We start from the raw sequence: 21,520 nt of genomic DNA, 5'->3' as shown, positions 1-21,520 counted from the left end.
TGTCAATAGGGGTCAGGAGCACGAAAATCACCACCTATTTCGCCATGTAGAAATTACAACGACCACGCCGATCGCTAGTCCAACGAGCGCCAGGATGCCGATCACGACGATGAGCGTCGGCAGGATGGTCTGCAGCAGCTGTCCGGCGCAGTACAGCGCGATGACGCCGAGCAGGACGCCGAAGCAGGCGCCGATGACCTTGTCCACAAACTTGCCCGGTTCCTGGCTCATTTAGGCTCCCGTGCGCGCAGCTCGGCGAGCAGACCGTAATCGAAACCGGCGGTGACACAACCGGTCACGAAGCGGCGCTGATCGAATGGGAAACGGCTGGCGAACGCCTGAACATAGGCCTGTCCGGTGAGATCTGCGTGCAGCAGCCGCCACACCAGCGAGCCACGAGCGTGGCCGGCCTTCTCCAGTTCGCCGAGATGCCACAGCGACAGTTCCAGTTCGTCGACGAGTCCGAAGTCGAGCCGCCGGCGAACGTGGTTGACGTCGTGCCAGAACCGCAGCGCCCCGTTGATACTGGGCGAGCGGTAGATGACGTCGTCGCTGTTCTCACTGGAGATCGGCAACGGCTCACCGGTGGCCAGGCTATGGGCATAGGCGTCCGTCAACGGCCCGAAGGTGTTCGGCGCGTCGGGCACCAGGACGTAGCCGAAGCCGACCTCCTCGGCGGTGCGGGCCGCAGCCTGTTCGATGAACGCGCTGAGCACGTCGGCGGCGTCAATGACGTCGTCGCCGAGGCGGTCGCGAAGATCGTTGATGATGGTCATGCGATCAGTTCTCCTTCACTGCCGAGGTTTTCGTGCGGGTGGGCGGCGCTGCCCGGATCGTGGGTATGCGTGCGGAAGCGGGTCAGGCCGTCGAAGACCGCACGGGCGGCTGAACCGGCTGGCGACGACGGCGTCAGCCGAGTGACGGCGACGTGCGGATCAGCTAGGAGCACAGTCGGTGGCTGCGCACCGAGTACGACGGCGTGCACGTAGCCGGGCAGTTCGCAGAGCCGCCGCAGCACGCTGCTCGGGTTGGGGTCGGTGAGCAGGAAGTCGGAGAACACCACCACGGCGCGCAGCACGCCGGAGTCGGTCTTCTCGGCCTCGACGCGGTCCAGCGCTGGACCGAGCCGGCTGGACATCCCCCAGGTATCGGCCAACTGCTGCAGCCCGTGGTCGAGGGTGCGCAGCCCGCGGCGCGTGAGCGGTTGCGGCGCAACAGCTCCCGCCGACTCGGCGTCGAACGGCGCCAGGGCGACGCGGTCGCGGCGGCAGCGGCAAGCCGCGGCCACATGGCGGATCGCCAGCGCGGCTTCGGCGTGCCGCCGCGACAGCGGATCGGTGCCACCGTCGCTTGTCACGCTCGGCGACTGATCAAGCACGACGTGCACCAGGCTGCCCTGTGGCGGGCAGCCACCGGGCTCGCCCAGAACGATCGGGGCATCCCCGGCAGTCGCCGGCTTGCCGTGCATGCGTGCAGTGCTGGTCGTCCCGAAGAGCGTCGGCGGGAGCACCCGGGAATCGAGCAGGCGGCTGGGCAACGGCAAGGCCGGCGTCGTGGTCGTCATGCCGACCCCGCCCGCTTGATCGACGACCTCGTTGTCGATGTCGGCGTCGCCAGGTCCTGGGGTGCGGGGCCGTGCCCGACCACGTCCGGGCTGGCTAGCAGGGCTCGGTACTTCTCCGTCTCGATGTGCGCGGCGGCTGCGAGGCCGCGGTGGGTGTGCTCGGTGATCACCGACTTCTGCTGTGCAGCAGCCTGATCCGCCGTGCGGATCACCCTCGTGCCGGCCAGTTGCCGGTGACGACGGTCCGCGGCGTGGGCGTGGTGCTCGGCGGACTCGACGACGTCGGCCACCGCATCGGCGTGAAACCAGCTGTTGATGAAGCTGGCCAGTGCGATGGCTGCGGCCAGCCCGCCGAACGTCAGCCCGGACAGCGCACCCTCGATGCCGGTGCGCAGCGCGAACACCCCGAGCGACACCAGCACGGCGATGAGCCCCGCGACGACGTACACCCCCGTGTACAACCGGGAGTGCGTCGGCGGCCCCGAGAACAGATAGGCGTAGGGCTGGAGCTCCTCGGGCAGGTCGTCCATCCGGCGCTCGGCTGCCTGCTGAGCGTGCCGCAACTGAGTGGCGGCCAGCCCGGCCGTCACCGTCGCAGTACCCGCCGAGATCGCCTGCACGACGGCCAATACCGGGTACTCGCCGAGCGCGATGACCGCGCCGGACAGCCCCGCGATGTCACCGAGCAGCAGCGCCGCGGTGCGCGCGACATAGCCACGCGACGATGTCGCCTTGCGTCGCACGTACGGGCCGAGAAGTTCGCGGACCTTCTCGCTGCGCCCGGCGGCGTTGTCTGCGGCCGTCTTGGCCCGCGCGACCGACGCTTTCGTCTCCGAGGTGGCGAAGGCCAGCGCGCTCGCTGTGGCGGCGTCGTCACGCGACCGCGCTTCACCTTCGGCGGCGAACAGGTGCTGCTGCTCGAGCGCCTGTGCGTCGTGGGCCAGCTCCAAGTACGTCGTGGCGATCACATTCGGGCGGGCGGTCGCCGACACAGACTCGACCGGGATCAGACGCACGCCCTCGGGACCGTCACCCCCGGTCAGGGCGGAAGCAGCCGCGCCACGCCGAAGGCGTGATCGCGACGAGAGCGGGGCCATGTCAGGCGCCCGCCGGATCGGTGACGACGGTGCATGTCGCCTGGGTACGCTCGCAGACCGCAGTGTGGAAGGCCCGCAGCGCCGCGATGTAGGGCGTGGGCAGCGGGGCATCGTCGGCTCGGCGGCCGATGCCGATCAGGCGCACCGTTGCACCCGTAAGGTCGGGAACCGCGAACAGCGCAGCCATGTCGACGGCCTGCGGTCCGGTCAGCGCAGTGTCTTCCAGGTCGGAGCCTGCGGTCTGGATCCCATCGGTCACGATGGTCTGCTCCAGCGTCACCGGTGCCGACGTGGAGAGCTGGGCGGCGTACTCCGCACCGAGCTGGTACTGACCGACGATGTCGGTCGCCCCGCCCGCGAGATGTGCCGAGGCGTCGGGCAGCGCGGCGTCGACCTCTTCCATCACCGCGTCGACCACCTTGGAGGCCTTACGTAGCCGGGCGTTCTGGGTGGCGCCGTCGAGCCGCAGGTCGTCGTCGAAGACGGTGACGCCGATCATCGAGCCCGCAAACAGCGCCACCCGCAGATGTCCACCGCAAATCGCGGTGCGCTCGGCGACCTGCCGGATCACCCGCTGGCGGGCGGGGCCGGCCGTCGCACCGACGCTGCTGCCCGACTCGTCGCTGGTGACGAGCGAGGCCACCTTGCTGCCCGCCGGGCAGGACGCGGCGATCTGCTCGGCGTAGACCAAGGAACCGACGCTGGGGGCTGCTGTTTCGCATGCGGGAACACAGAGTGTCAAGAACGCCATCACGGCAGCAGTCGCTGTCCGAGAGGCTGTCGTATCGATGGCCATATTGCTGGTCTCCTGTCGAGTCGTGAGCGATCAGACGCCACCGCCGCCCCTGCTGGAGCTGGGAACGACGCCTGGTGTCCCGGCGTGGCTGCGTCGTTGCAGACCCTGCGTTGCTCTCCATCGCAGTCGAATCGAAGTGGCGGCGGCAGACCGGTTTGGGACCGTGTTCTCGCCATTTCGGTCGGAAAGTCACCGCCTTATCGGCCTTGTTGGTGCGGGGGTGATGGTGTAATGACGCCGTGACCACGACCAGTCATGACGAGGGCGCGCCGTCAGACGAACTGACGCCGCCTACGGCGCTGGAAGTTCTACGCGAACTTCGTGCGCTGCGTTCCCGAGACGGGCTAACCGCCGACAAGGTGCGACATCGCGGCCCGCATCTGCAACGGCTAGCCATGAGCCGTGATGAACTGGCCCACTCGGGCGCGGGGGAAGATGGATTGCCGGGAGCGACGATCCGCGCTCTGCGGTGTGCGGTGCAGAGCTATCTGCGGGGTCCGCAGCCACGGACCGGCCACAACTTCAACTGGGTCGTGCTGCACTACGAACTGAACCTCACCCAGGCGTCCGGTCTTGGCCTCGAAGCACGAATCGGCGAAGCGCGAAACATCAGCGGGGTCGGCGAAGATGTCTACGCGAATAAGGCGAAAGCGATCTTGGAAAACTTCGCCTTCGACATAGCCGCGTTAAGTGAATCGCTGTGCCGCGAACCTGCTGCGCTACGAGAAGCGCGGCGTATCGCAAGGCTTTCTGAAGATGAACGCGTCCGCCAGATCTACTTTCTTCTCGTCGGGTCTGGCGCCTTCCACGACGGCACGCTGGCCAGCGCGCTGCCCAATCTCTTCGAAATCAACGACCGGCTCAAGACCGGCGCCAACGATGATCCTGCTGCCCTCGCCGGGGCGGCCGTCGAGAGCGCGGGATCGTCGCTCTACGACCAGTTCGCCACGCGGATCGTCACCTTCACCCGCGAGACCGCATTCATCCCGTGGGCACAGCTGCGACCGCTGCTAGGTATTGGCCAGTGGCCTCCTAACACCGTGTATGCCGAAGTAGCACGCACGCTTGACACGATGGTCCGCCGAGGCGCAGCTTGGCCGCACGGCCGCTGGCCCCGCGATCCGAACCCTAAGGCCGCTTACGTGCCGGATTTCTTCAGCTACGCCACCAACACGTGCCGACCATTCTTCTGGCAGACGCTGAGACGCTCATTGAATTTGCTCGCTCGAATCGTGGTGTGGGTCGACAAACATCAGCAGTGGTTCGGCAACGAAATCGTGGCGGTGCTGCCTCGATACGGCGCTACCGATGTCGATTCAAATGCGAAAGCCGCCCCGAATATGGAGCTCATCCTGAGCGTGCCGGAGATCGACCCACGCGAGTACGACGATGAGGAGCTTCAGCCGATCCTCGACCATGAAGATGACGTTGACGATTTTGACGACGCGGTGTCGGAGATTGATGAGGGAGCGGATCCAGAATTACCGACGATCGCACCGGAAGCGACAGCGTTCGAGAATCGGGCTGACGGTGGTGATTTCGACCGGTAACGTCGGCGCGATGCATGAAGAAGCCCCTGCTCTGACGAATCAGAGCAGGGGCTGGTGTGTGTTGGCGCTACAGTGCGCTCACGGTCATTGACGTTGACGCCGCCTCCGTCAGCAACCATTCTGGAAACTGAATGATCACCGACAGAATTTCGCTGGCCAGGCATCCTGGGTACCGCAACATGTGGCGGGGTTCGGTGGTCCTATCCGCCTGGTAATTGAAGCGTCGCCAGGCAGGGCGTGTATTAATGCGGACGTCGGGTAACGACTCGATTCGTTCCAAGACTAGCTGGAGCCAGCGCGACTTCGTGTAGCCGTCCGGCGGCACGACCGCAGCCCACAACTCGTCGAAGGGACGCGGCACGTGCAGTAGCAGCACTTCCGTCTCGGATCTCGCAATGAAACCGACAGGAGCGTCCGGCAGCGTCTGATACGGCCACAATTCGGTGGCGCGGGCCAATTGTTCGTCCGCGGTCCGCCACCAGAGAGGCGGCGGAGGTGCGGCCGTATCGACCTCGCGTTCGGCCAGTTCCCACGCTGGGATGGCTTCGCCGATGATGGCGCCCAATTGCGCCTCTACTTGCTTGTGATCCAGCGAGCCGTCGGCAACACGCCTCAGGATTTCGTGGGTCAACCCGTACAGGTCGACCATCTGTACCACGGTGGCCATGATGGCCTCGTCTCTACCGCTGACTTCCCAGGCACACTCTGCGCCTTTGGATCCCAAATCATCTTGAGAACGGCGGCCCAGCTTGCAGGCGAAACTGCGAGCAGGTCGCCGCCCTGAAGCGGCACATCATTGGGTGACGAGAGCCGCAGTTTTGCAGCTATCACTCGACAAATGAACTCTAACAACCGGTTTCATCCGTGCCAGTACTCTTACTTATCGCACATACGGCTCTATTTTGCAAGGGTTCGTCACTGTCCCCGCGACGCTTACACGTCGGCAAGCCCAAATGATGCAAACGACGAATCACTTTGTTAATAACCACTTTTTCTATCGTCAATGATCGAACCGCGGCGATCGGTCGACCGTTCGAACGATGACGCGCGCTGCCGGTGACTTGATTGTCCGCATCAATGTCGCGTGGGTCTGCTGCACTAAGACGTGACATCTTAAACTGTCACCCATTCGTGCAGCAGACCCTCTCGAGCTGTGAAGTAAGTCGGTTGCACCGCGCAGTTACCGGTGCTGCGTCGTTTTCGAGCTTATGGCTACACGGGCTCTCTCATCATTGGTCATTCGTAGGTCTGACGACACCCATACGAACCCGACTCCGCTCCGCGGAAACGCCCACCCGTCGAAGGACACTCGAACGGATCGCCCGGGAACTGATGCCGGCGTCCGTTCAACCCGCGTGGCGCGGCTGCTCGCGATGAGATCAAGGACGCTCACCCGCTCGATATCGCAGTCGCCATAGTCGAGCTCAACTTCAATACCGCGCGTTGGCTGTTCGATGTCGATGTACAACAGGTGCCCGCGTTCGGCGGTCACGGTGCGGTAGGTGTAGCTGATCCGTACAGGCTTCTCGTCGTCGAGGTTGGTGCCGAGGCTGATCGCGTACGTCTGGCCGCCCCTCTTTTCGCTTCGGCGGATAGGGCGCTCCACGCCATCGACGGAGAACTGCACGACCTCGAACGCGTCGCGATCGTTGGCGGCGATGTCACCTTTCGGGGTGTACCACCAGGCGGATGTGCCGTCGGCGTCCTGCATGAGGTCGAGATACTCCTCACGGTCAGAGACGCACACGAAGCGCCGCGAGTGGTGACGAGGGATGACGGTGTACTCCCAGCGCACGGTGACGACGAACAGCGGCTCTGTCTGATCGGTCGCAGGGGCACTGCTGACGACAGTGGCTCTAGGTATATCTAGAGGTGACAGCTCGATGTCCACTTTGGCGTCGAGCCAGCGTTCAGGTGCCTTGACGGCTTGGTCCCGGATGTCGTCATAGACTTCGCGTGCAAAATCTTTGTCGCCCAAACGAAGTGCGAGGCTGTTGCGGATGACATTGTCGAGGGTCTCAGGGTTGGAGACTCGAGCCAAGTCGTCATTGCCGAACGCGAACCCGTCGATCACCGCATCGCGAATGTCTGGCGCCGACTCGCGCAGGACACGGCGCAGCCGCTCGGTGTCATGGGCTTCTTTATCTCGGTTTGTGAAATAGTCCAGGCCGAGTCCGAGCACCGCCGCGACGAGCAGCGTGCCGCCGACTTCGCTCCATGGAAAGGGGGTGAGCCACTGTAGCTCGGGGGATTGGTCGACTTGTTGGTTGAAGAACATGAAGCCAACACCCGCTGCGGCTACGAGAATTGCTGCGACGATTGTCTGCAGTTTGAGAATACGTTGGAGCGGGTCCTGCATAGGCTGACAGTATTGTAGCAACTAATGTGCCATATGAATAGACATAACCGTTGAAAGAGTAAGGGGCACAGCGGATCGCGTCCGCTGCGCCCCTCATTTTTGGTCAGTTGCCTAGCCGCCGTCGCCGCCGACGAAGCCGCCATCTCCACCCATGTCGATCACCCACCTTCCTGATGCGCGTCAGCCCCCGCCGGTTTGCCCCGTTCGGGTTGATTCACGATACGAGGAAGTCTATCAGGATTCAAGGTCTAGGGATTCATCGTCTCTGGATTGATAGTCATGCTACCTATGAGCTTGGGCCATGCCCGCGCCGTCCCAGTCGCCGATCTCGGATGCGACCCGAGAGTTTGGCCGCCGGGTCACCCAGCGGCGCAATGAACTGGGCCTCAGCCAGGAGAAGGCGGCTGAACTCATCGGGCTGCATTGGACCTATCTAGGGCAGGTGGAACGCGGTCGTCGGAACCTGACGCTGCACAACATCCTGAAGATTGCGGGCGGTTTGGAGGTCGACGCGGGGGATCTCGTACGTGACCTGCCCGCGCCGACCCTTGCCGACGACGGCCGATAGGCGGACTACGCGACGTTCCGGATTGACTCAAGGAGCGATATGAACGCCGCAGCCTCGCTTGTCAGCCAGGCATCGAATCCCCTGCGGCGGCGCTTGAACGCGCGATGGACCGCTCCACGCCGCACGTCCAGCAGTGCGGGTTGATGTTGGGCATCGGGATGAGTTAGCTCCATCAGCCGAATGGCGGCTTGGATGCCGTCGCGCGACAGTTCAGGGTCTTTGAGGTAGGGCCACACCAGGTAGCTCTGCTTCTTGTCCCGCCAAATGAACTGTGGGGATACGCGAACATCGAGTCCCGCGCTGTGCCATTCGCGTGGCTGCGAGAACACCTGCAACTGCTTTCCTCGCCGCCAGCGGATCCACCCGTTGGCGAGCGCTTGGTAGTGGTTGCGCTGCTTGTGATTGCATTCGTCGACCGCCCAGCGCACACGAACTTCGTCGTTGCCGTTGGCGATGCCCTCTGCCACGGCCCGTCGAAACTGTCGGTAGAAGTCATGACTGGGTTCGTACCCACCGAACTCATTCGAAATGACGTTCTGTACCGCACCAATTCTGCCGCTGGACATCGCTGATGCGAACTCGGCAAAGCCACCCAGGCCGATAGTCGGCGTCCCTTGGTTGGCCACGACTCAGCCCTTCGGAGGATAGGGGTCGTTGCCGGGGGCGATGGTGTCGGAGTCGCGGATCTGACCGTTGCGGCCGTGGATCCGGACTTCACCGCCCCCGTCGTTACCGACGATCTCACGTGCGCGTTCGATCGCGTCCGCCTGCGTCTTGGTGTGGGCGCTGGAGCGACTGGCCCCAGGCTTCTTCACATCCCAGCCGCCGTTGGGGTTCGGCACCACATGCCGCGCGTTCGGTCCCTGCTTAGCTGCCACTTTGATCACTCCTGTTCTTCGAGCCAACGCACGGATTCTCCGCGCGCACTTACGAAGCCCAGGGTCGGATAACGGCGGGTTACCGATATCCCCAACCGGTGCTGGTGTTACCGTCAAGGCCTGCCTGCCAGAGCAGCCAAGAGGTTCCAGACCGTGGGCATCGGCTCCAAGCCAGTTTCCTGGTCTGGAGCTTCTTGGATCATAGGACCGGCCGTGGACCAACCAACGGAACACGAAATCGCAACGGTTCAGCGGCGATGTGGATACCCGTCGGTACGTTACTGTGCATGGTGTGGATAGAACTGAATATGCGCAGGTAGGCGGGTACGAGACCTTAGTTACACCAGTGTAGTTCCTTGTGGACAATCCCTTGTGGACGCTGCATTGTCTCGGCGTGTCGCGTTGCGGGCTGCTTGTCCTTCATCGCGACTGCACCGATATCGCCTCTATCTGCAGAAACCGCTATGAGGTCGGCCAGCGCGGCAACCACGCGAACCCGGCGTCGAGGAACAGTCTGTTGTCGAATCCGGACCGGATTGCGGTATCCCGCGCTGACGGACTATCGGCTGGCAGTCGATCGAGATCGTCACCCGTTGGACGTGTGTACTGCGGACGGGCTGTCGCCTAGCCGTACCGACCTGGGGCGTTGAATGCGGCATCGCGCGGAGACTGCGCGAATTGGGCGGCAGTTTAAGCCAACCACGTGTCGACGCGCCAACTACGGGACGCCTCTAGCGATGCGTAGCCGCCGTTAGAGTGACGGCGTGACCGAGGGCCCGCAGTCCGAGCACGGCTCGACAATGCCAGCACCTGCCCGCGGGGTTCAGCCTCGTCGCGGCCGCCCAGTGGTGTGGGTGCTCGTCGCGGCAACTCTGGCGGTAGCAGTGCTTGCGGTAGGGGCGGTGCTCTGGCGCGCCGGCGAGAATAACGGTCGCGGTGTTGATACCGCCGTGACAGTGCCGGGAGCAGTGTCCGGAGGCTACGAACAATGGGTTGCCGCGGTGTGTGCGCCCGGGTCTCTGTTGCAGAGTTCGGCACCACAGTTTCTCGGCGCGCTCGGCAGCGCATCGTGCGCGGCCATCGCCACGCCTGCCGGCTCGGCGCCGGTGGCATTGACCATCCTGACGTGGCCCACGTCGGTCGATGTTGCCGACCGGATGGCGCACTTTCCCGCGACCCACGTTTACGCCGTGGCGACCGTTAAAGACCGGAGCACCGTTTTCACGGCGTTGGGCAGCACCGATCGTTCAGTGCTTGAGCCGTTGACCCGTTTCGGGTTCACGATCATCGCGCTACCGTGACACCCCGTTGGGGTAGAACGCTCTAGCTTCTAGCTTCTAGCTTCTAGCTGCCGGTGCCCGGCCAGAGCCGCGGAGTGTCGCGGGATGCACTGAGGGAATCGGTACTGACGGTGACGCCCTCGGGCGTGCTGCGATACGGCACGACGATGTCAATCGCCGGTCCGGCGCGGTGTTCGAGGCGAACGTTGACAGCATCCCCGTCGAAAGGCTCGCGCACCGTCACATCGAGCACGGTGGCACGGGCCCGCAGGTTGGCAATGTCACCTTCGTTTTGCAGCGCAGCGATCACCGCGTCCACGTCATTGGCTGGGACTGGGGCGGACAACGATCGCAACCCGCGGTCCCCAGTGTTGGCGATGACCAGCATAAACGGGGCCAAATTCTGGTGCGCCAACCCCTGCACAGCCAGCTGTATGCTGTCACGAAGAAGAAGGTCAAGGTCAGTTTGGGCGGCGGGATCTGTTGTGGCGCGCCAGTCCATTTCTCACCTCGATTCGCCGGGGGGCGTGTTGGTAGACAGCAGTTTACGGGTCAATCCCGATGCATTGGTCGACGGTGCACAGCAGTTGAAGAACACCCATGAAGAGTTAACCGCCCTGCTGACCAAAGTCGCCAATGGCCAGGACGCCTTGCGCGCGGTGTGGACCGGGAGCGCCGCCGCCCGCGCCAACAGCAACTGGTCGACACTGCATGACGCCTTCAGCGCCCACATCGACCAGCTCGCTGACCACGCGCAGGATCTGCACACCGCCGCCGCGGCGTACCGCGACCGCGATCAGCAGTCGCAAGCGGCACTCGACCAGCAGATGTGAGCATTGATGCCGACATTTCAGTACGACCTGGCCGAGATGAGTGACTTCCTGGATCTGATCGACGACTCGATCGAACAGATCGGCACCCATCTCGACACCGCGAGGGCAACGGTTTCCACACTGCTGGAACAGTATTCGGGATCGGCTGCAGATGCCTTCACACACCTGCACCAGGACTGGCAGGACAAAGCCCAACAGCATCTCACCGAACTGGGCGCGTTCCGCGCCTATGTGGCGACCGCGCGTGACAACTACGCCGACGCGTTGCGCGCCAACCTGGACATGTTCGGGACGTAAAGGGCCGATGCGATGAGTCATGTGACGCCCGAACAGTTCTATCAGGTCGCCAACTCGTTGTGCGCAGCGTCCACGTCGATCGAATCGAGCCTGCGCGCACTCGACAACCAACTCGATGTCGCCCAATCAGCGGGGACGTACGCCACGGGCGGACCGGTGTGGGCGCAGAGTTTCGACCAGTCGGCCTCCGATGTTTTCGAGCTCGGCTCCACGACCTCCATCGCCGCACGTGAACTCGGCTACCAGGTACACCAAGCCGGGCTGAACTGGGCGCACGCGGAAAACGAGTCCGGCGGCAACGGTGAGCAACCCACACCGCCGCCGCCACAAGGCTCCACCTTGAGCACCAACCTGCACCCGACCAAGCACGCTGTCGGCGGGACGCACGAGAAACCTGAGCATTGGGACCTGATCGCGGACTACGTGCAACGCGAGTGGGCCGACTGCAAAGAGGGTGCGATCGGCACCGCAGGCACAAACTTCACGACCTTTGGCACCGACCGCAAAACGGCCGCAGAGACACTGTGGACCGAGACCACCGGCGTCTTCACCACCGCGGCCCAGGACGAAAGCCCCGAGGTCAGCGGAATCATGGACGAGGTCGCCCACGTCTGCTCAGCGCTCAATGCCTGCGGGGACACCGCGACCGCGTTGGGCGCCGCGTGCGCTGAGGTGCATCGGGTCGCCGATATCGATAAGAGCACCGGCCGCATCTCGCTGCAGATACTCAACGGCATCATCATCTTCTACGAGCTTCAGAAGGCCACCACCTACGCCTCGCCCTGGGGCAAGATCTTGCGCGCTGGCATCGACAAGATGATCGAAGTCAACAAGGTCGCCTACGCGCGGGCCATGGACGCGCTGATCGACGGCATCAACGACACCGTCGGCACGGCCGCGAAATCCAACACCGGCATCTACACCACCGCCACCAGCAGCGCGCAACTGCTGTCCTCCATCCTGGACCGCAGCCCCCGTCAAACCCACCCGGTACGCAACCGCGACGAGAGCGACAACTCCGAAGCCGGCAAAGAAGGCGAGCGCCGCGCCGGCATCCCAGACGGCACCCCCAAGCAGAAAGTGAACGTCACCCTCGACGGACATAACGTCGAGGTCGTGCCGGACTTGATCGACGACAACAACCACAACGTTGTCGAGGTGAAGAACACCAACGAGGTCCGGCCCTACAGCGAGCAGATCCGCGCCGAAGCCGAGTACGCCAAAGAACGCGGATACACGATGACCCTCGTTGTCGATCACCGCACACAAATCAACGACCCCCAGATCCAACAAATGATCGATTCTGGACAGATTCAGTTGGTACGCAAGGAACTTGACGACAATGACGACCATTAACCACACCGCGGACAACGGTGGCGTACGATGAATGTTCCACCATCCCAAGACAAGGCCCAGGCGCTCGCCCAGCTGCGCGACGCCATCGGAGCGATCGAATCGACCAGCTCGGATCTGGTGCGCAAAACACCGTCGCCAAGCACTGCCGACCAGCCATCATCCGCATCAGCGCACACCCGCACACCGACCATCAGCTACCCCGGGATGCCCGAGGGCAAGGACTGGATACATCACCTGCCGGCGTGGTGCCACGACGGTGAAAACGGCTTCGACCGCCGCCTCATGGAGGACCTCGCCGCCGTCGGGGTGCCGTGCTACACCGTCAACGACTTGACCAAAGTATCGTCGATCCCGCAAGGCATCCCGATCTTCCTGGACTGGCTGACACACCTGGAAGAACGCATCCCCGGCCCCGAAACGCCGCACCGGGAAACCATCCGCGGCAATCTGATCCGCAACCTCAACGATGCCGCCGCCCGGGGCAACCCCCAAGTCATCAACGCGCTTATCGAACAGCTGAAGCGGCAGCCCCGACCCAAAGTTGGTGTGCCTGACTACGCCGCCCACGCGCTGGCCAGAGTCGCTACCAAACGAGACTTTACCCAGGTTGCTGCCCTGCTGGCGGCCCTGCCGGCTGACGGGCCGAAAGGGCCCCTCATCGAGTACATGGGCAAGGTGAAAACCGACGAAGCCCGCAACATCGCACTGTCCTATCTGGACACCGAATGGGCCTACTACGCCATCAAAGCCCTCATCGCGATGAAAGCCATTGGTGTCCGTGCCCGTATCGAGGCGCACCTGAACAGTCCCAACTCATCGGTGCGCCGCTATGCACGGCAGGCCCTGGAGAAACTGTCCGAATGAGCGCGGACCGGTACATCGACATCACCAGTGTTGACGGCCAAGCCGCCCTGCTGGCACAGACACAACAAGCCATAAGCGACATCGGCGCCACTTCAGCCACCTCGCCTGACGATTCCGTATGCGTGTGGGTAGATGTGAACGGCGCCGTACTCAAGATCGAACTCGAGGACACCACCCGACGCCTCGACACAGACGAACTCGCACGCCTGATCACCACCACCGCTCAACAAGCCGCCCAGAAAGCCGCCCAACGCGTCGCCCGCGTCCTTCTCGAAGTCGACCAACGCCGCTCCGAAATACTCGAAGAACTCAGCGAACTCGACCCAGAAGTCGCCGACATCCTGCGCACCATCACGAGTAAAGACCGCCCTGACCATGGGCCGCCGAACGACCCATTTAGCTTCTTGTAAACCATGACGGCCAACTACGGCGTCGCGCGCTATCAAGGGATCGGTAAGGAATCAAAGCGACGGTGCCGAAAGGCGGAATTGATTGCAAGACTGGAGTTCTGGGCTGTATACCGTCGTCCCGCAACGTCGGCTTGGAACGGAACCTTCAAGCACAACGGGCAAAGTCGTGCGCTTGTCGCCGCGGTGAGAAGTCCGCTACGGAAACGGCATGACGCAACGGCACTCAGAACAATGACCCGCGGAATTTGGGGACGAGCAGATCTATGGTGCGAGGTGCGCTCCCGCCTTTGAGCTACATGTTCTTGGACATTTGTTCGAGAAGCGTGCGTTTCTGCTTCTTTTCGACCTCAGGATCCACGGTTTGAATGAACTCGACGGCGTTGAACCCGTCGCCTTGTCGGCGGTTCTGGGGCGGTTCGAGCCCTTCGATGAGCAGTGCCTCCATGGTGGCGATTAGCGTGTTGATCGCGATTCCGGCGGTTGGAACCGGGGTCAGTGTGCCGTCGCCTGTCACAGCTCGCACGCCGAACCAGGAGAAACGATCCCAGCGGCTTGTGAGTCTGTCGCGGGTGTGATCGAACAGGCGCAACCCCATGCGCGGTTCGGTCACGCGGCCAACGTAAATCGGTCGGTGTACGTCATAAAGCACGTACACACCTGCTTGCCCGGTGAAGTTGACGGGTGTGCTTCCGGTCTGTTGTACACCCAGGAGTCGCGGCATCTTGGTCTGCCACGCGACCTGGCCTCTGCTCCAGAACATGCCAAATGCGTTGATAAGTCCCATCTCTCGGGACGTCTCCGCGGCTTCGTCGGATTGTTCCTGTGGTGCGGGTCTCGGCGTTCGGTCGACGCCCCGCAAGGCGTAGACGCCGCGGTTGACTTTGACGAACTGGGACTTGGCCCCGGCGCGCATTGAATCGGACAGATTCGCCGAGACCGTCGCAGCGGGCGTCGCGCCGACATTCCTTCGGTAGCCCAGGTCGATGATTGCTTGGGCAATGTCGGCGTAGTGCATGGGCTCGCCACTGTCCCGCAGCACCTTCGCGATGGCCTGTTTCCACTGCATATCGGGCACCGATGCCCTCCTTGAGATATTCGGGAGCCGGCGCCCCGTGAGATCTGTCCGAGGCCTCATTCTAGGGAGCCGATGGCCAGCTGCGGCCGGATCGCCCCTGGTACGCGTGGGGAAACTCCGCAAGCAACGCGGATGATCTTGATCTGTCGCGCGATGGACAGAAGTCTCGTACTGTCATCCGGTCGTGAGTTGTCCGGGAGCCGGGGGGTGTGACTGATGCGTGCGGTGTTGACTTTGCCGATTTCTCCTGCGCTGGACTTGGATGAGCTTCGGGCGGCGCTGGCGCCGACAACCTGGTTGCCTTCGGCTGACCCGAACGAGCCGTGGATGAAAGCCCGTGTCGAGGCTCTGGTGCAGGAATTTCCGGAGAGCCTGCGTACTCAGCTGCAGCAGGCCGGATTGATCTACATCCAGGTCGGGCTGACCGTCGAAGGGCTGGTCAGCTTGGAGCGCGAGGGTGCGGTGATGATCCGCCTGGTCCACGACGGTGACGACGTGTCCTCCATCAAGGCCGCTGTCGACACGCTGGCCCGCCATCTGCCTGACGCGCTCAAGGCGGCTACCGGCAACGCCGATCTCGGACTTGAGAAAGAGATCGAGATCCGTCAGAAGCAGGGCGGCATCGCCGTGGCCAAGGGGGAGATCATTACCCCGCACAACCTGCGATTCATCAAGTACGTGCGCACAGAACGGCCCCGCGAGTTCACGCTGGTCTGTGTTCTCTTCGGAGTGCTCCTGGGAACGTTCTCGACGTCGCTGTGGCTCGCTCGTATCCATCCGATCCTGCTGAGTTGGCCGGACGTGATTCGCGGCCACGGCGAGCGCATCTCCTCGGCTCTAGTCGTTGCGCTGCTGACCATCCTGATCAACCTGCTTTTTGAGTACCGCGACTGGCGATCGGAAACAACGGAGGTGCGCTGGTTGTTCGGATAGGCCCGCTGCCTGCCCCGCACTGGAAGAATGTTGACGTGCCGGCAGGAGAAACACAGCGCGCGTTTGCGGCCGTCGCCGCGGCCGACGGTATTGAGCTTGCAGGTCAATCAGTTCCCTGGCTCAATCAGCGCGGCCATCTCGGCTTACCCGATGACGACGACCGCCGCGCGGCTGTGGAGGTCCTCGAACGCATCTATGTCGCCCTGGGCGGCGACGTCGCAGTGCTTACAACCGCTCGCCCCACGAGATTGCGCGGCGACTTCATCCATCCCGTTACCGGGACGCTGATCGAAGTTGATGAGTCGCAACACTTTACGTCGTTCCGGTTGCAGACGCTGCAGATGTACCCGCCGGACGTACCACTCGGTTTCGACCTCCAGGAGTACATCGCGATCTGCCGTAGATGGCAGCGCACATCTGACGGGTACTTCCGCACCAAAGCAGCGCGCGGATTCGGCGTCGGAGGCAGACACCGGCAGCGCGCCTACTACGACGCGCTTCGAGACCTCGCGACACCCGCGATGGGGTGCCCGCCGCTCATCCGCATTGAAGCCGCTGATAGAGATCCCGTTGAAGCTTACCGCCGTCACCGCATATCACTCAGATCGGCGCTGGGATTCGATTCGTAGTCGTTCAACAGGTCGGACTGGCGCGTGTCTTCATCGCTCGTGGCCGGGGGATCTGAGCAGCCTCCAAAGACTGGCAATCGTGACCGCCCTGTCGGACCAATGTGGCACGGTTCCCGGCATGAGCCTCTCTCCTGAAGACCTCCGAGTCGTGACGGAGCGTTGCGAGCAGTTCCGCGGCTCGAAGGCCCCGGACGGCTACCCGAACGGCTTGGCCCTCTGCATCGTGGACTCGGTGCAGTCGACAATGGTCCGCCATCCGACCGTCGAGAAGGTCGTCAACAACTACCGCTCCTACCGCCGTGAGCAAGGGGGCGACTCGAACACCGATACCGCTGCGGATCTCGCGGCGAGGTTCGAACAGCTGAATGGTCACGAAGCATAGGCCAAGCAGATCGGCAACGGCAATCGGACGTCCACGCACAAGGGGAGCGCCGCTCAAGGCCTACGCCATCGAAGACGAAGCCAACAACATGATCGATGTCAGAGTTGTGAGTGCGTTGGATCTGGGCACGGCGGCGGAGGACTCCGACGCACTCGCGAGAGTCAAGAAGGCCTGGCTGAAGGTGCCTGGTCAGGGACCGGGCGTCACGTGACACTACGTTCAGATGCTGGCCGGGATTCCCGGCATCAAGCGCGACCGCATGATTATCCGATTCGTGGCGAAGGCACTCGATCGCCCGGTCAAGACGATCAGCACAACATCCTGCATCGAACTGCTTGCCGCCGTCGCAGGCGAACTATCAATGACAGCAAGCGAACTGGATCATGCGATCTGGAGCTACCAACGCGGTCAGTGATGCGAAGGCCTGGCCAACGATCTAGATCGTGCCGGCAGTCCCGCTGCGACAGATTTCTTCGACCTCTGCGATCGGCCACACGTAGCCGAGATCGGACTCGTCGCTGGTTCGACCCGAGTAGACGCCGACAACCTGCGACTGTGGCCGCTGCGTAATGCCGATGCTGTTGCCCATGGTGGGGACCACGGCCCCTTGGGGGATGTGTCTGATGACAACTGAGCCAGACTGGCCCGTTCGTGTCCGCGCATCCACGAGGATCAGTGGCAGCTGCTTGCCGTCAACGACGACACCGAAGTGAGTGTCCGAGGCAACCGTGCCGCGTATCCACAACGGGAACAAGGGGCCGGTCGATAGCGCATACGGATACCCGACCACGAAAACGTCCTGAGCTGGAGCAAGATTCGACCACTTCGTCGCCCGAGGATCGGTTTCCTCAACCGGATACTTCCACGGGTATATCAGGTCATCGTCATCGAAGTTGATGGCCTGCACCGCGACATCGACGTCACCTCCGTGTACGGGATGCTGCTTCCAGAGGGGTGCCCAATCCTCGCCGATGAGCGAGATGAGAAACTGCCGCGCACGAAACGCCGTTGACGCCGTGCGTGCGTCATCGCCGGTTGGCTGAAGCTGCCACCCCTCGGCTGGTGGCTTGGTCAACAGCGTGATTTGCAGATGGGTCGGACTGACTTCGTACTCACCGAGGTAGACGTTTGTCTGCCAATGCCGTCCGGTGAGGTTGTGCCTTGCAGTGACGAGATAGGTCTGCCCATCGCACTCGTATGCGAAAGCACTTCCATGCGCGAGCAAGCGGAAGTCCTTATCGTCAGCCTTGGCGTCCGGCCCCGATGGGCTGAACAGCATGCGCAGATGGACTGATCCCGCGTACTCAGTGTGGAGCTGGATCTGCTGCGTTGGTGCCGATGCGCTCGGCTGCGCCTCGGTCATGCGCGAGGGAGGCGGATGACCCTGCTGCCCACGGGTGCCTGAACGACGACCGGCCGTGCGGCCGGCGGTTCTACTTCGAGTGTGAGGAGCACCATGGGACGCCCTCCCACAATCTGCTCTTGGCGCACTGACACAACATGGAGCGGACGCCGCCCGCCGCCTTCGTGAGGCACCAGTACGACGTCGCCACCGACTACCTCTTCGGCGAGGATCGACACCCCGCCATCACCACGTGTGCTCACCATTGCCCAGCCTCCATTCGTAGCGTCCAACGTCGTGCTCATCGCGAGCCTATCGACGGGTGCCGACAACCTTCCTCGTGGAACGAACACGCTTTGCCGAGGTCGGGGTTGGGCATGTGGACACATACTGCGCGGTCGATTGCTCGGCTCGCGTCGTGGTAGTCGGTCGCCCAGAATTTCTGTATGGCGCTGGATACTCCGCTGAACACACGCCAGCTCGATGTGCTCAGGTGGATTGGTGACGGCTGTCCCGACCGTCGATGGACGAACACCGGCTACAAGGCGACTGCCGCCGCCTTGCAGAACCGGCGCCTGGTCACGGTCAGCAAGCGAGGCGGATGGAAGGCGACGATCGAAGCCGCCGGTACCTACTACCTGAAGCACGGTGACTACCCGAAGGATCACTTCCCGAACAAGCGCCGGTCGTACACGCGCGCAATTCGGTTGGCGCATTCAGAGCAGGGGACGCCGCAGCGCTCACTCACCCGTCCAGGTCCCGACGATCCCACACCGACACGAAAGTTGTTGCAGGACATCATCGACGCGGGTGGTGTCCTGGTACTGAATACGAAGGGCGATGACACCAACTACGGCAATCTAGTCGCGATCATCAACCGACGGCAGATGGCCCCGGACGGCCAGCAAGTGATTCTCATGGATGGCGCCAGCTACTACCAGAAGGTGTTTCGGCTGTCGTCGGTGGCCGAGTGGAAGACGCAGCCACCAGCTGAGGTCGTGGCTGCCGACCGCATTGGGCGCTGGCACCCCGCGGTGGCGGCGCTGCGAAGCGAGAACCGGCTCAGCTCGATCGAATCACCGCAGCGCCAGCGCGCGCTGCGATTGCTGCACGCCCTGGCACGTGAGGCAGAAGCACGCGGGTACACCGTGAATGAAGCGCCGAAACTGGAGCCGCGCGGCTACGGCTACCAGAACCGCAACGAGCTGCCCGGATGCGTGATCATCGGCGTGACGCCGGTCAAGTGCGGGATTGGTATCATGCAGCTACAGGACAAGGCGCCGCATGAGGCGACACTGAAGGAATTGGAACGGGCCAAGCGGGAGTCGTGGTACCGAATCCCTACCCACGACTACGTACCGTCCAAGCGGCTGTCGATCACGCTGAACACCGATAGCCGGTATTCCTCCGAAGTGTCGTGGGCGGACACCAAGACGATCCCGCTGGAGTCGCGGCTGCCGGACGTCATGACTCTGTTCGAGCGCTGGGCGCTGATTCACACCGAGCGCACCGAAGCCGAACGGTTGGCAGAGATCGAGAAACAGAAACGGCAGGAACGCGAAGACGAACTCGCCCGCCAGGCGTACGTGCAGCACGCGCTGGGGGAGCGGCTGATCACGGACATGAAGGACTGGGAACTGGCAGGCCGGCTGCGCCTCTACCTCGCCGCCATGGCCGAGCGCATGGGGTGCATCACCGACGAGGAGCATCGAGCAGCAGCCATCGAGTGGATGCAGTGGTGCGAGCAGTACAGCGGCGAATGTGACCCGCTGACGAAGCCGATTCGCCAGCCGAAGGTCAAGCCGCCGGACTACACCGAGCTTCGGGACTTCCGTCAACGCCTGGCTTCGGCCAACGGTGGTAAGGTGCACCTGCCCTACCCGCTAACCCGACCACGTGGTGCGTCACCGAACTTTTGTCGGTGCAACGTGTCACGCTTGGTCAAGGTGTTCGTTCTCACGACGACAGGCGGAGGCCCTCATGGCACAGGGTAAGGCGCGCGTTCACGAGTTGGCTGCCGAATTCGGCGTCACGGCGAAAGACATCCTCGTCCTCTTGAGCAGCTGGAACGAGTTCGTGAAATCCTCGAGCAGCACGGTTGAGGCTCCGCTCGCGAGCAGAGTGCGCGAGCACTACGTTGCGCGACCGCCACGGCCCATTACCGCTAGCGACTATGGCGCATCGGCTGGCCCCGGCCGCCTCGTCGCGGGCGACGACAACGGGTTCGGCGCGGCGCTGGAGACGGCCCGTCGCCAGAGTCGTCGAACGCCAGCGTGGAGCCACAAGCCGGGCGAGATCGAGACCGCCCTCTTCCGCTGCGTCATCGACCCGGTGCGCACGAAGCGCGGTAACTACACGCCCGAGGAACGCGACCGTGTGGAGCGGTTGTTGCGACGGTGGCTGGAGACCTGGCTGGACGAGATGGCCGAGTGGATCAGAGTCAGCGGCGGTCAGCATCCGGATATCGCGGTGAAGCTGAGTGCGGCCGGGCTCATGCCTGCCGACGCCGACCTGCGCATCGGATTCGGACGGATCGACCCCACCCGCGACACGATCATCCGGCGAGTCATCCAGGGCACGCTTGGGATCAAGGACGCGGTGAGTCAGGTGAAGGAGTATCGCCGCTCGCAGTCGGCGACTGGTTCCGACTGACCTACTGGCGGCGCAGCAGGCCCAGCTCCAACTGGACAATGGCCAGGTCGTCAAGCATGCGTGCGCCCGCGGGGTCGCGGCGGACTTCAGCGAGCAGCTGTTGTGTCAGCTCCTCTGGATAGCAGCCGGCGTCCAAGTGGGAAACAAAGACCATGGAATACGGGGGCGCGGACTCGATCGCCGGTATCTGCTCCTGACTCATAAGTTCATTGTCGTCGCAAAGGTGCGTATGGCTCGACGCCTCTTGTTGTAGTGAGTCGAACGTTCGTCTGGCCCGGGAACTGGGAACGCAAAGTACGTTGCTGCTGGAGCTAGAATCTCACCGTTAAAGCTACATGAACAGCGGTAATGGTTCGATTGGCATTCCATTGAACGTTGCTGGACCTTGCCATTCGTTGCGATGGCGTCGTAAGGTCGCATGTGTTGTGGCCGGATCGTCCGGTGGCGTTCGGCATCGGTTCGGACGACGGGCATCTGTACGGGTTGGGGTATCGAATTGGATCGGCAGGTGGTCGTTCACCGCGGCGCGGTCCCTGCCGCTGGATTCACCCCCGCCTTCCTGTCTCGGCCCGCAAGATCGCGGTTTAGCGGCAGTCGGCGTCTGCCTGTTCGTTGCCCGCGTCGGGGTTGGAGTCCTGAGCTGCCATCAGTCGGC

Annotated in this window: 26 protein-coding genes and 1 pseudogene; 14 read left to right on the top strand and 13 right to left on the bottom strand. The window is 63.1% G+C overall.

What is annotated here, in order from left to right; genetic code table 11:
* Window positions 1–27: 27 nt before the first annotated feature.
* The 5 genes from SBI67_RS01140 to SBI67_RS01120 all read right to left on the bottom strand — a co-directional run bounded on the left by SBI67_RS01140 (window position 28) and on the right by SBI67_RS01120 (window position 3,352).
* Complete coding sequence (locus SBI67_RS01140; RefSeq protein WP_318978806.1) at window positions 28–231, bottom strand: hypothetical protein; 204 nt, start codon at window positions 229–231, stop codon at window positions 28–30.
* Window positions 228–776, bottom strand: coding sequence for a hypothetical protein (locus tag SBI67_RS01135; protein WP_318978805.1), 549 nt, complete (start codon window positions 774–776; stop codon window positions 228–230). Before SBI67_RS01135 ends, SBI67_RS01140 begins: the two co-directional genes overlap by 4 nt.
* Window positions 773–1,564 carry a DUF58 domain-containing protein gene (locus SBI67_RS01130; protein WP_318978804.1) on the bottom strand — a complete coding sequence of 264 codons (792 nt, stop codon included), beginning with the start codon at window positions 1,562–1,564 and terminating at the stop codon, window positions 773–775. The genes SBI67_RS01135 and SBI67_RS01130 overlap by 4 nt, the downstream gene beginning before the upstream one ends.
* Window positions 1,561–2,580, bottom strand: coding sequence for a hypothetical protein (locus SBI67_RS01125; RefSeq protein ID WP_318978803.1), 1,020 nt, complete (start codon window positions 2,578–2,580; stop codon window positions 1,561–1,563). Before SBI67_RS01125 ends, SBI67_RS01130 begins: the two co-directional genes overlap by 4 nt.
* Window positions 2,581–2,662: 82 nt before the next feature.
* Window positions 2,663–3,352, bottom strand: a complete 690-nt coding sequence (locus SBI67_RS01120) for a hypothetical protein (RefSeq protein WP_318978802.1) — start codon at window positions 3,350–3,352, stop codon at window positions 2,663–2,665.
* A 344-nt stretch (window positions 3,353–3,696) separates the two neighbouring features.
* On the opposite strand from SBI67_RS01120, the gene SBI67_RS01115 reads away from it, so the two are divergent.
* Window positions 3,697–5,007, top strand: a complete 1,311-nt coding sequence (locus tag SBI67_RS01115) for a hypothetical protein (protein WP_318978801.1) — start codon at window positions 3,697–3,699, stop codon at window positions 5,005–5,007.
* Between the two features lie 67 nt (window positions 5,008–5,074).
* Here SBI67_RS01115 and SBI67_RS01110 read toward each other — a convergent pair whose 3' ends face one another.
* Window positions 5,075–5,674: a hypothetical protein gene (locus SBI67_RS01110; protein WP_318978800.1), complete on the bottom strand. Its 600-nt coding sequence runs from the start codon at window positions 5,672–5,674 to the stop codon at window positions 5,075–5,077.
* A gap of 513 nt (window positions 5,675–6,187) precedes the next feature.
* Entirely contained in the window at window positions 6,188–7,366 is a 1,179-nt protein-coding gene (locus SBI67_RS01105; protein WP_318978799.1) for a hypothetical protein, read from the bottom strand.
* Window positions 7,367–7,667: 301 nt separating this feature from the next.
* On the opposite strand from SBI67_RS01105, the gene SBI67_RS01100 reads away from it, so the two are divergent.
* Entirely contained in the window at window positions 7,668–7,934 is a 267-nt protein-coding gene (locus tag SBI67_RS01100; protein ID WP_318978798.1) for a helix-turn-helix domain-containing protein, read from the top strand.
* A 5-nt stretch (window positions 7,935–7,939) separates the two neighbouring features.
* Here the strand turns inward: SBI67_RS01100 and SBI67_RS01095 are convergent, their stop codons facing one another.
* Both SBI67_RS01095 and SBI67_RS01090 read right to left on the bottom strand, forming a co-directional pair.
* The gene (locus SBI67_RS01095; protein ID WP_318978797.1) at window positions 7,940–8,560 is read right to left on the bottom strand and encodes a hypothetical protein; all 621 of its coding nucleotides are present in this window, start codon (window positions 8,558–8,560) and stop codon (window positions 7,940–7,942) included.
* 3 nt (window positions 8,561–8,563) lie between these two features.
* Window positions 8,564–8,812, bottom strand: coding sequence for a DUF2188 domain-containing protein (locus tag SBI67_RS01090; RefSeq protein ID WP_318978796.1), 249 nt, complete (start codon window positions 8,810–8,812; stop codon window positions 8,564–8,566).
* A gap of 764 nt (window positions 8,813–9,576) precedes the next feature.
* Here SBI67_RS01090 and SBI67_RS01085 point away from each other — a divergent pair.
* The gene (locus tag SBI67_RS01085; protein WP_318978795.1) at window positions 9,577–10,113 is read left to right on the top strand and encodes a hypothetical protein; all 537 of its coding nucleotides are present in this window, start codon (window positions 9,577–9,579) and stop codon (window positions 10,111–10,113) included.
* Between the two features lie 43 nt (window positions 10,114–10,156).
* Here SBI67_RS01085 and SBI67_RS01080 read toward each other — a convergent pair whose 3' ends face one another.
* Window positions 10,157–10,594, bottom strand: coding sequence for a hypothetical protein (locus SBI67_RS01080; protein WP_318978794.1), 438 nt, complete (start codon window positions 10,592–10,594; stop codon window positions 10,157–10,159).
* Between SBI67_RS01080 and SBI67_RS01075 the strand changes: the two genes are divergently transcribed.
* The 5 genes from SBI67_RS01075 (at window position 10,578) to SBI67_RS01055 (ending at window position 13,852) form a co-directional block, all read left to right on the top strand.
* The gene (locus SBI67_RS01075) at window positions 10,578–10,925 is read left to right on the top strand and encodes a WXG100 family type VII secretion target (RefSeq protein WP_318978793.1); all 348 of its coding nucleotides are present in this window, start codon (window positions 10,578–10,580) and stop codon (window positions 10,923–10,925) included. The two genes, SBI67_RS01080 and SBI67_RS01075, sit on opposite strands and share 17 nt — an antisense overlap.
* 6 nt (window positions 10,926–10,931) lie before the next feature.
* The gene (locus tag SBI67_RS01070; protein ID WP_318978792.1) at window positions 10,932–11,222 is read left to right on the top strand and encodes a WXG100 family type VII secretion target; all 291 of its coding nucleotides are present in this window, start codon (window positions 10,932–10,934) and stop codon (window positions 11,220–11,222) included.
* Between the two features lie 12 nt (window positions 11,223–11,234).
* The gene (locus tag SBI67_RS01065; protein ID WP_318978791.1) at window positions 11,235–12,578 is read left to right on the top strand and encodes a putative toxin; all 1,344 of its coding nucleotides are present in this window, start codon (window positions 11,235–11,237) and stop codon (window positions 12,576–12,578) included.
* 204 nt (window positions 12,579–12,782) lie between these two features.
* Window positions 12,783–13,442 carry a HEAT repeat domain-containing protein gene (locus SBI67_RS01060; RefSeq protein WP_318978790.1) on the top strand — a complete coding sequence of 220 codons (660 nt, stop codon included), beginning with the start codon at window positions 12,783–12,785 and terminating at the stop codon, window positions 13,440–13,442.
* Complete coding sequence (locus SBI67_RS01055) at window positions 13,439–13,852, top strand: YbaB/EbfC family nucleoid-associated protein (protein WP_318978789.1); 414 nt, start codon at window positions 13,439–13,441, stop codon at window positions 13,850–13,852. The genes SBI67_RS01060 and SBI67_RS01055 overlap by 4 nt, the downstream gene beginning before the upstream one ends.
* Before the next feature lie 292 nt (window positions 13,853–14,144).
* Here SBI67_RS01055 and SBI67_RS01050 read toward each other — a convergent pair whose 3' ends face one another.
* Window positions 14,145–14,918, bottom strand: coding sequence for a winged helix-turn-helix domain-containing protein (locus SBI67_RS01050; RefSeq protein ID WP_318979537.1), 774 nt, complete (start codon window positions 14,916–14,918; stop codon window positions 14,145–14,147).
* A gap of 225 nt (window positions 14,919–15,143) precedes the next feature.
* Between SBI67_RS01050 and SBI67_RS01045 the strand changes: the two genes are divergently transcribed.
* The 4 genes and pseudogenes from SBI67_RS01045 (at window position 15,144) to SBI67_RS29185 (ending at window position 17,286) form a co-directional block, all read left to right on the top strand.
* Window positions 15,144–15,860: a hypothetical protein gene (locus SBI67_RS01045; protein WP_318978788.1), complete on the top strand. Its 717-nt coding sequence runs from the start codon at window positions 15,144–15,146 to the stop codon at window positions 15,858–15,860.
* A gap of 35 nt (window positions 15,861–15,895) precedes the next feature.
* Window positions 15,896–16,489 carry a DUF7255 family protein gene (locus SBI67_RS01040; RefSeq protein ID WP_318978787.1) on the top strand — a complete coding sequence of 198 codons (594 nt, stop codon included), beginning with the start codon at window positions 15,896–15,898 and terminating at the stop codon, window positions 16,487–16,489.
* Window positions 16,490–16,568: 79 nt separating this feature from the next.
* Window positions 16,569–16,871 (top strand): DUF8548 family protein, encoded by a 303-nt coding sequence (locus SBI67_RS01035; protein WP_318978786.1) that lies wholly within the window; start codon window positions 16,569–16,571, stop codon window positions 16,869–16,871.
* Window positions 16,855–17,286 (top strand): annotated as a pseudogene (locus SBI67_RS29185) (DUF8548 family protein). Before SBI67_RS01035 ends, SBI67_RS29185 begins: the two are co-directional and overlap by 17 nt.
* A 21-nt stretch (window positions 17,287–17,307) precedes the next feature.
* On the opposite strand, the gene SBI67_RS01025 reads toward SBI67_RS29185, so the two are convergent.
* Window positions 17,308–18,234: a hypothetical protein gene (locus SBI67_RS01025; protein ID WP_318978784.1), complete on the bottom strand. Its 927-nt coding sequence runs from the start codon at window positions 18,232–18,234 to the stop codon at window positions 17,308–17,310.
* Window positions 18,235–18,659: 425 nt separating this feature from the next.
* Between SBI67_RS01025 and SBI67_RS01020 the strand changes: the two genes are divergently transcribed.
* Both SBI67_RS01020 and SBI67_RS29075 read left to right on the top strand, forming a co-directional pair.
* Window positions 18,660–20,207 (top strand): hypothetical protein, encoded by a 1,548-nt coding sequence (locus SBI67_RS01020; protein WP_318978783.1) that lies wholly within the window; start codon window positions 18,660–18,662, stop codon window positions 20,205–20,207.
* Window positions 20,194–20,865 (top strand): translation initiation factor IF-2 N-terminal domain-containing protein, encoded by a 672-nt coding sequence (locus SBI67_RS29075; RefSeq protein WP_413232381.1) that lies wholly within the window; start codon window positions 20,194–20,196, stop codon window positions 20,863–20,865. The genes SBI67_RS01020 and SBI67_RS29075 overlap by 14 nt, the downstream gene beginning before the upstream one ends.
* Before the next feature lies 1 nt (window position 20,866).
* Here the strand turns inward: SBI67_RS29075 and SBI67_RS01010 are convergent, their stop codons facing one another.
* Window positions 20,867–21,067 carry a hypothetical protein gene (locus tag SBI67_RS01010; RefSeq protein ID WP_318978782.1) on the bottom strand — a complete coding sequence of 67 codons (201 nt, stop codon included), beginning with the start codon at window positions 21,065–21,067 and terminating at the stop codon, window positions 20,867–20,869.
* Window positions 21,068–21,520 lie beyond the last annotated feature (453 nt).

Source organism: Mycolicibacterium chengduense (genome assembly GCF_033741155.1).
In the GTDB taxonomy this organism is placed as follows: domain Bacteria; phylum Actinomycetota; class Actinomycetes; order Mycobacteriales; family Mycobacteriaceae; genus Mycobacterium.
The sequence above is the reverse complement of the archived record's forward strand: the minus strand, read 5'-3'. Positions and strand labels throughout refer to the sequence as shown.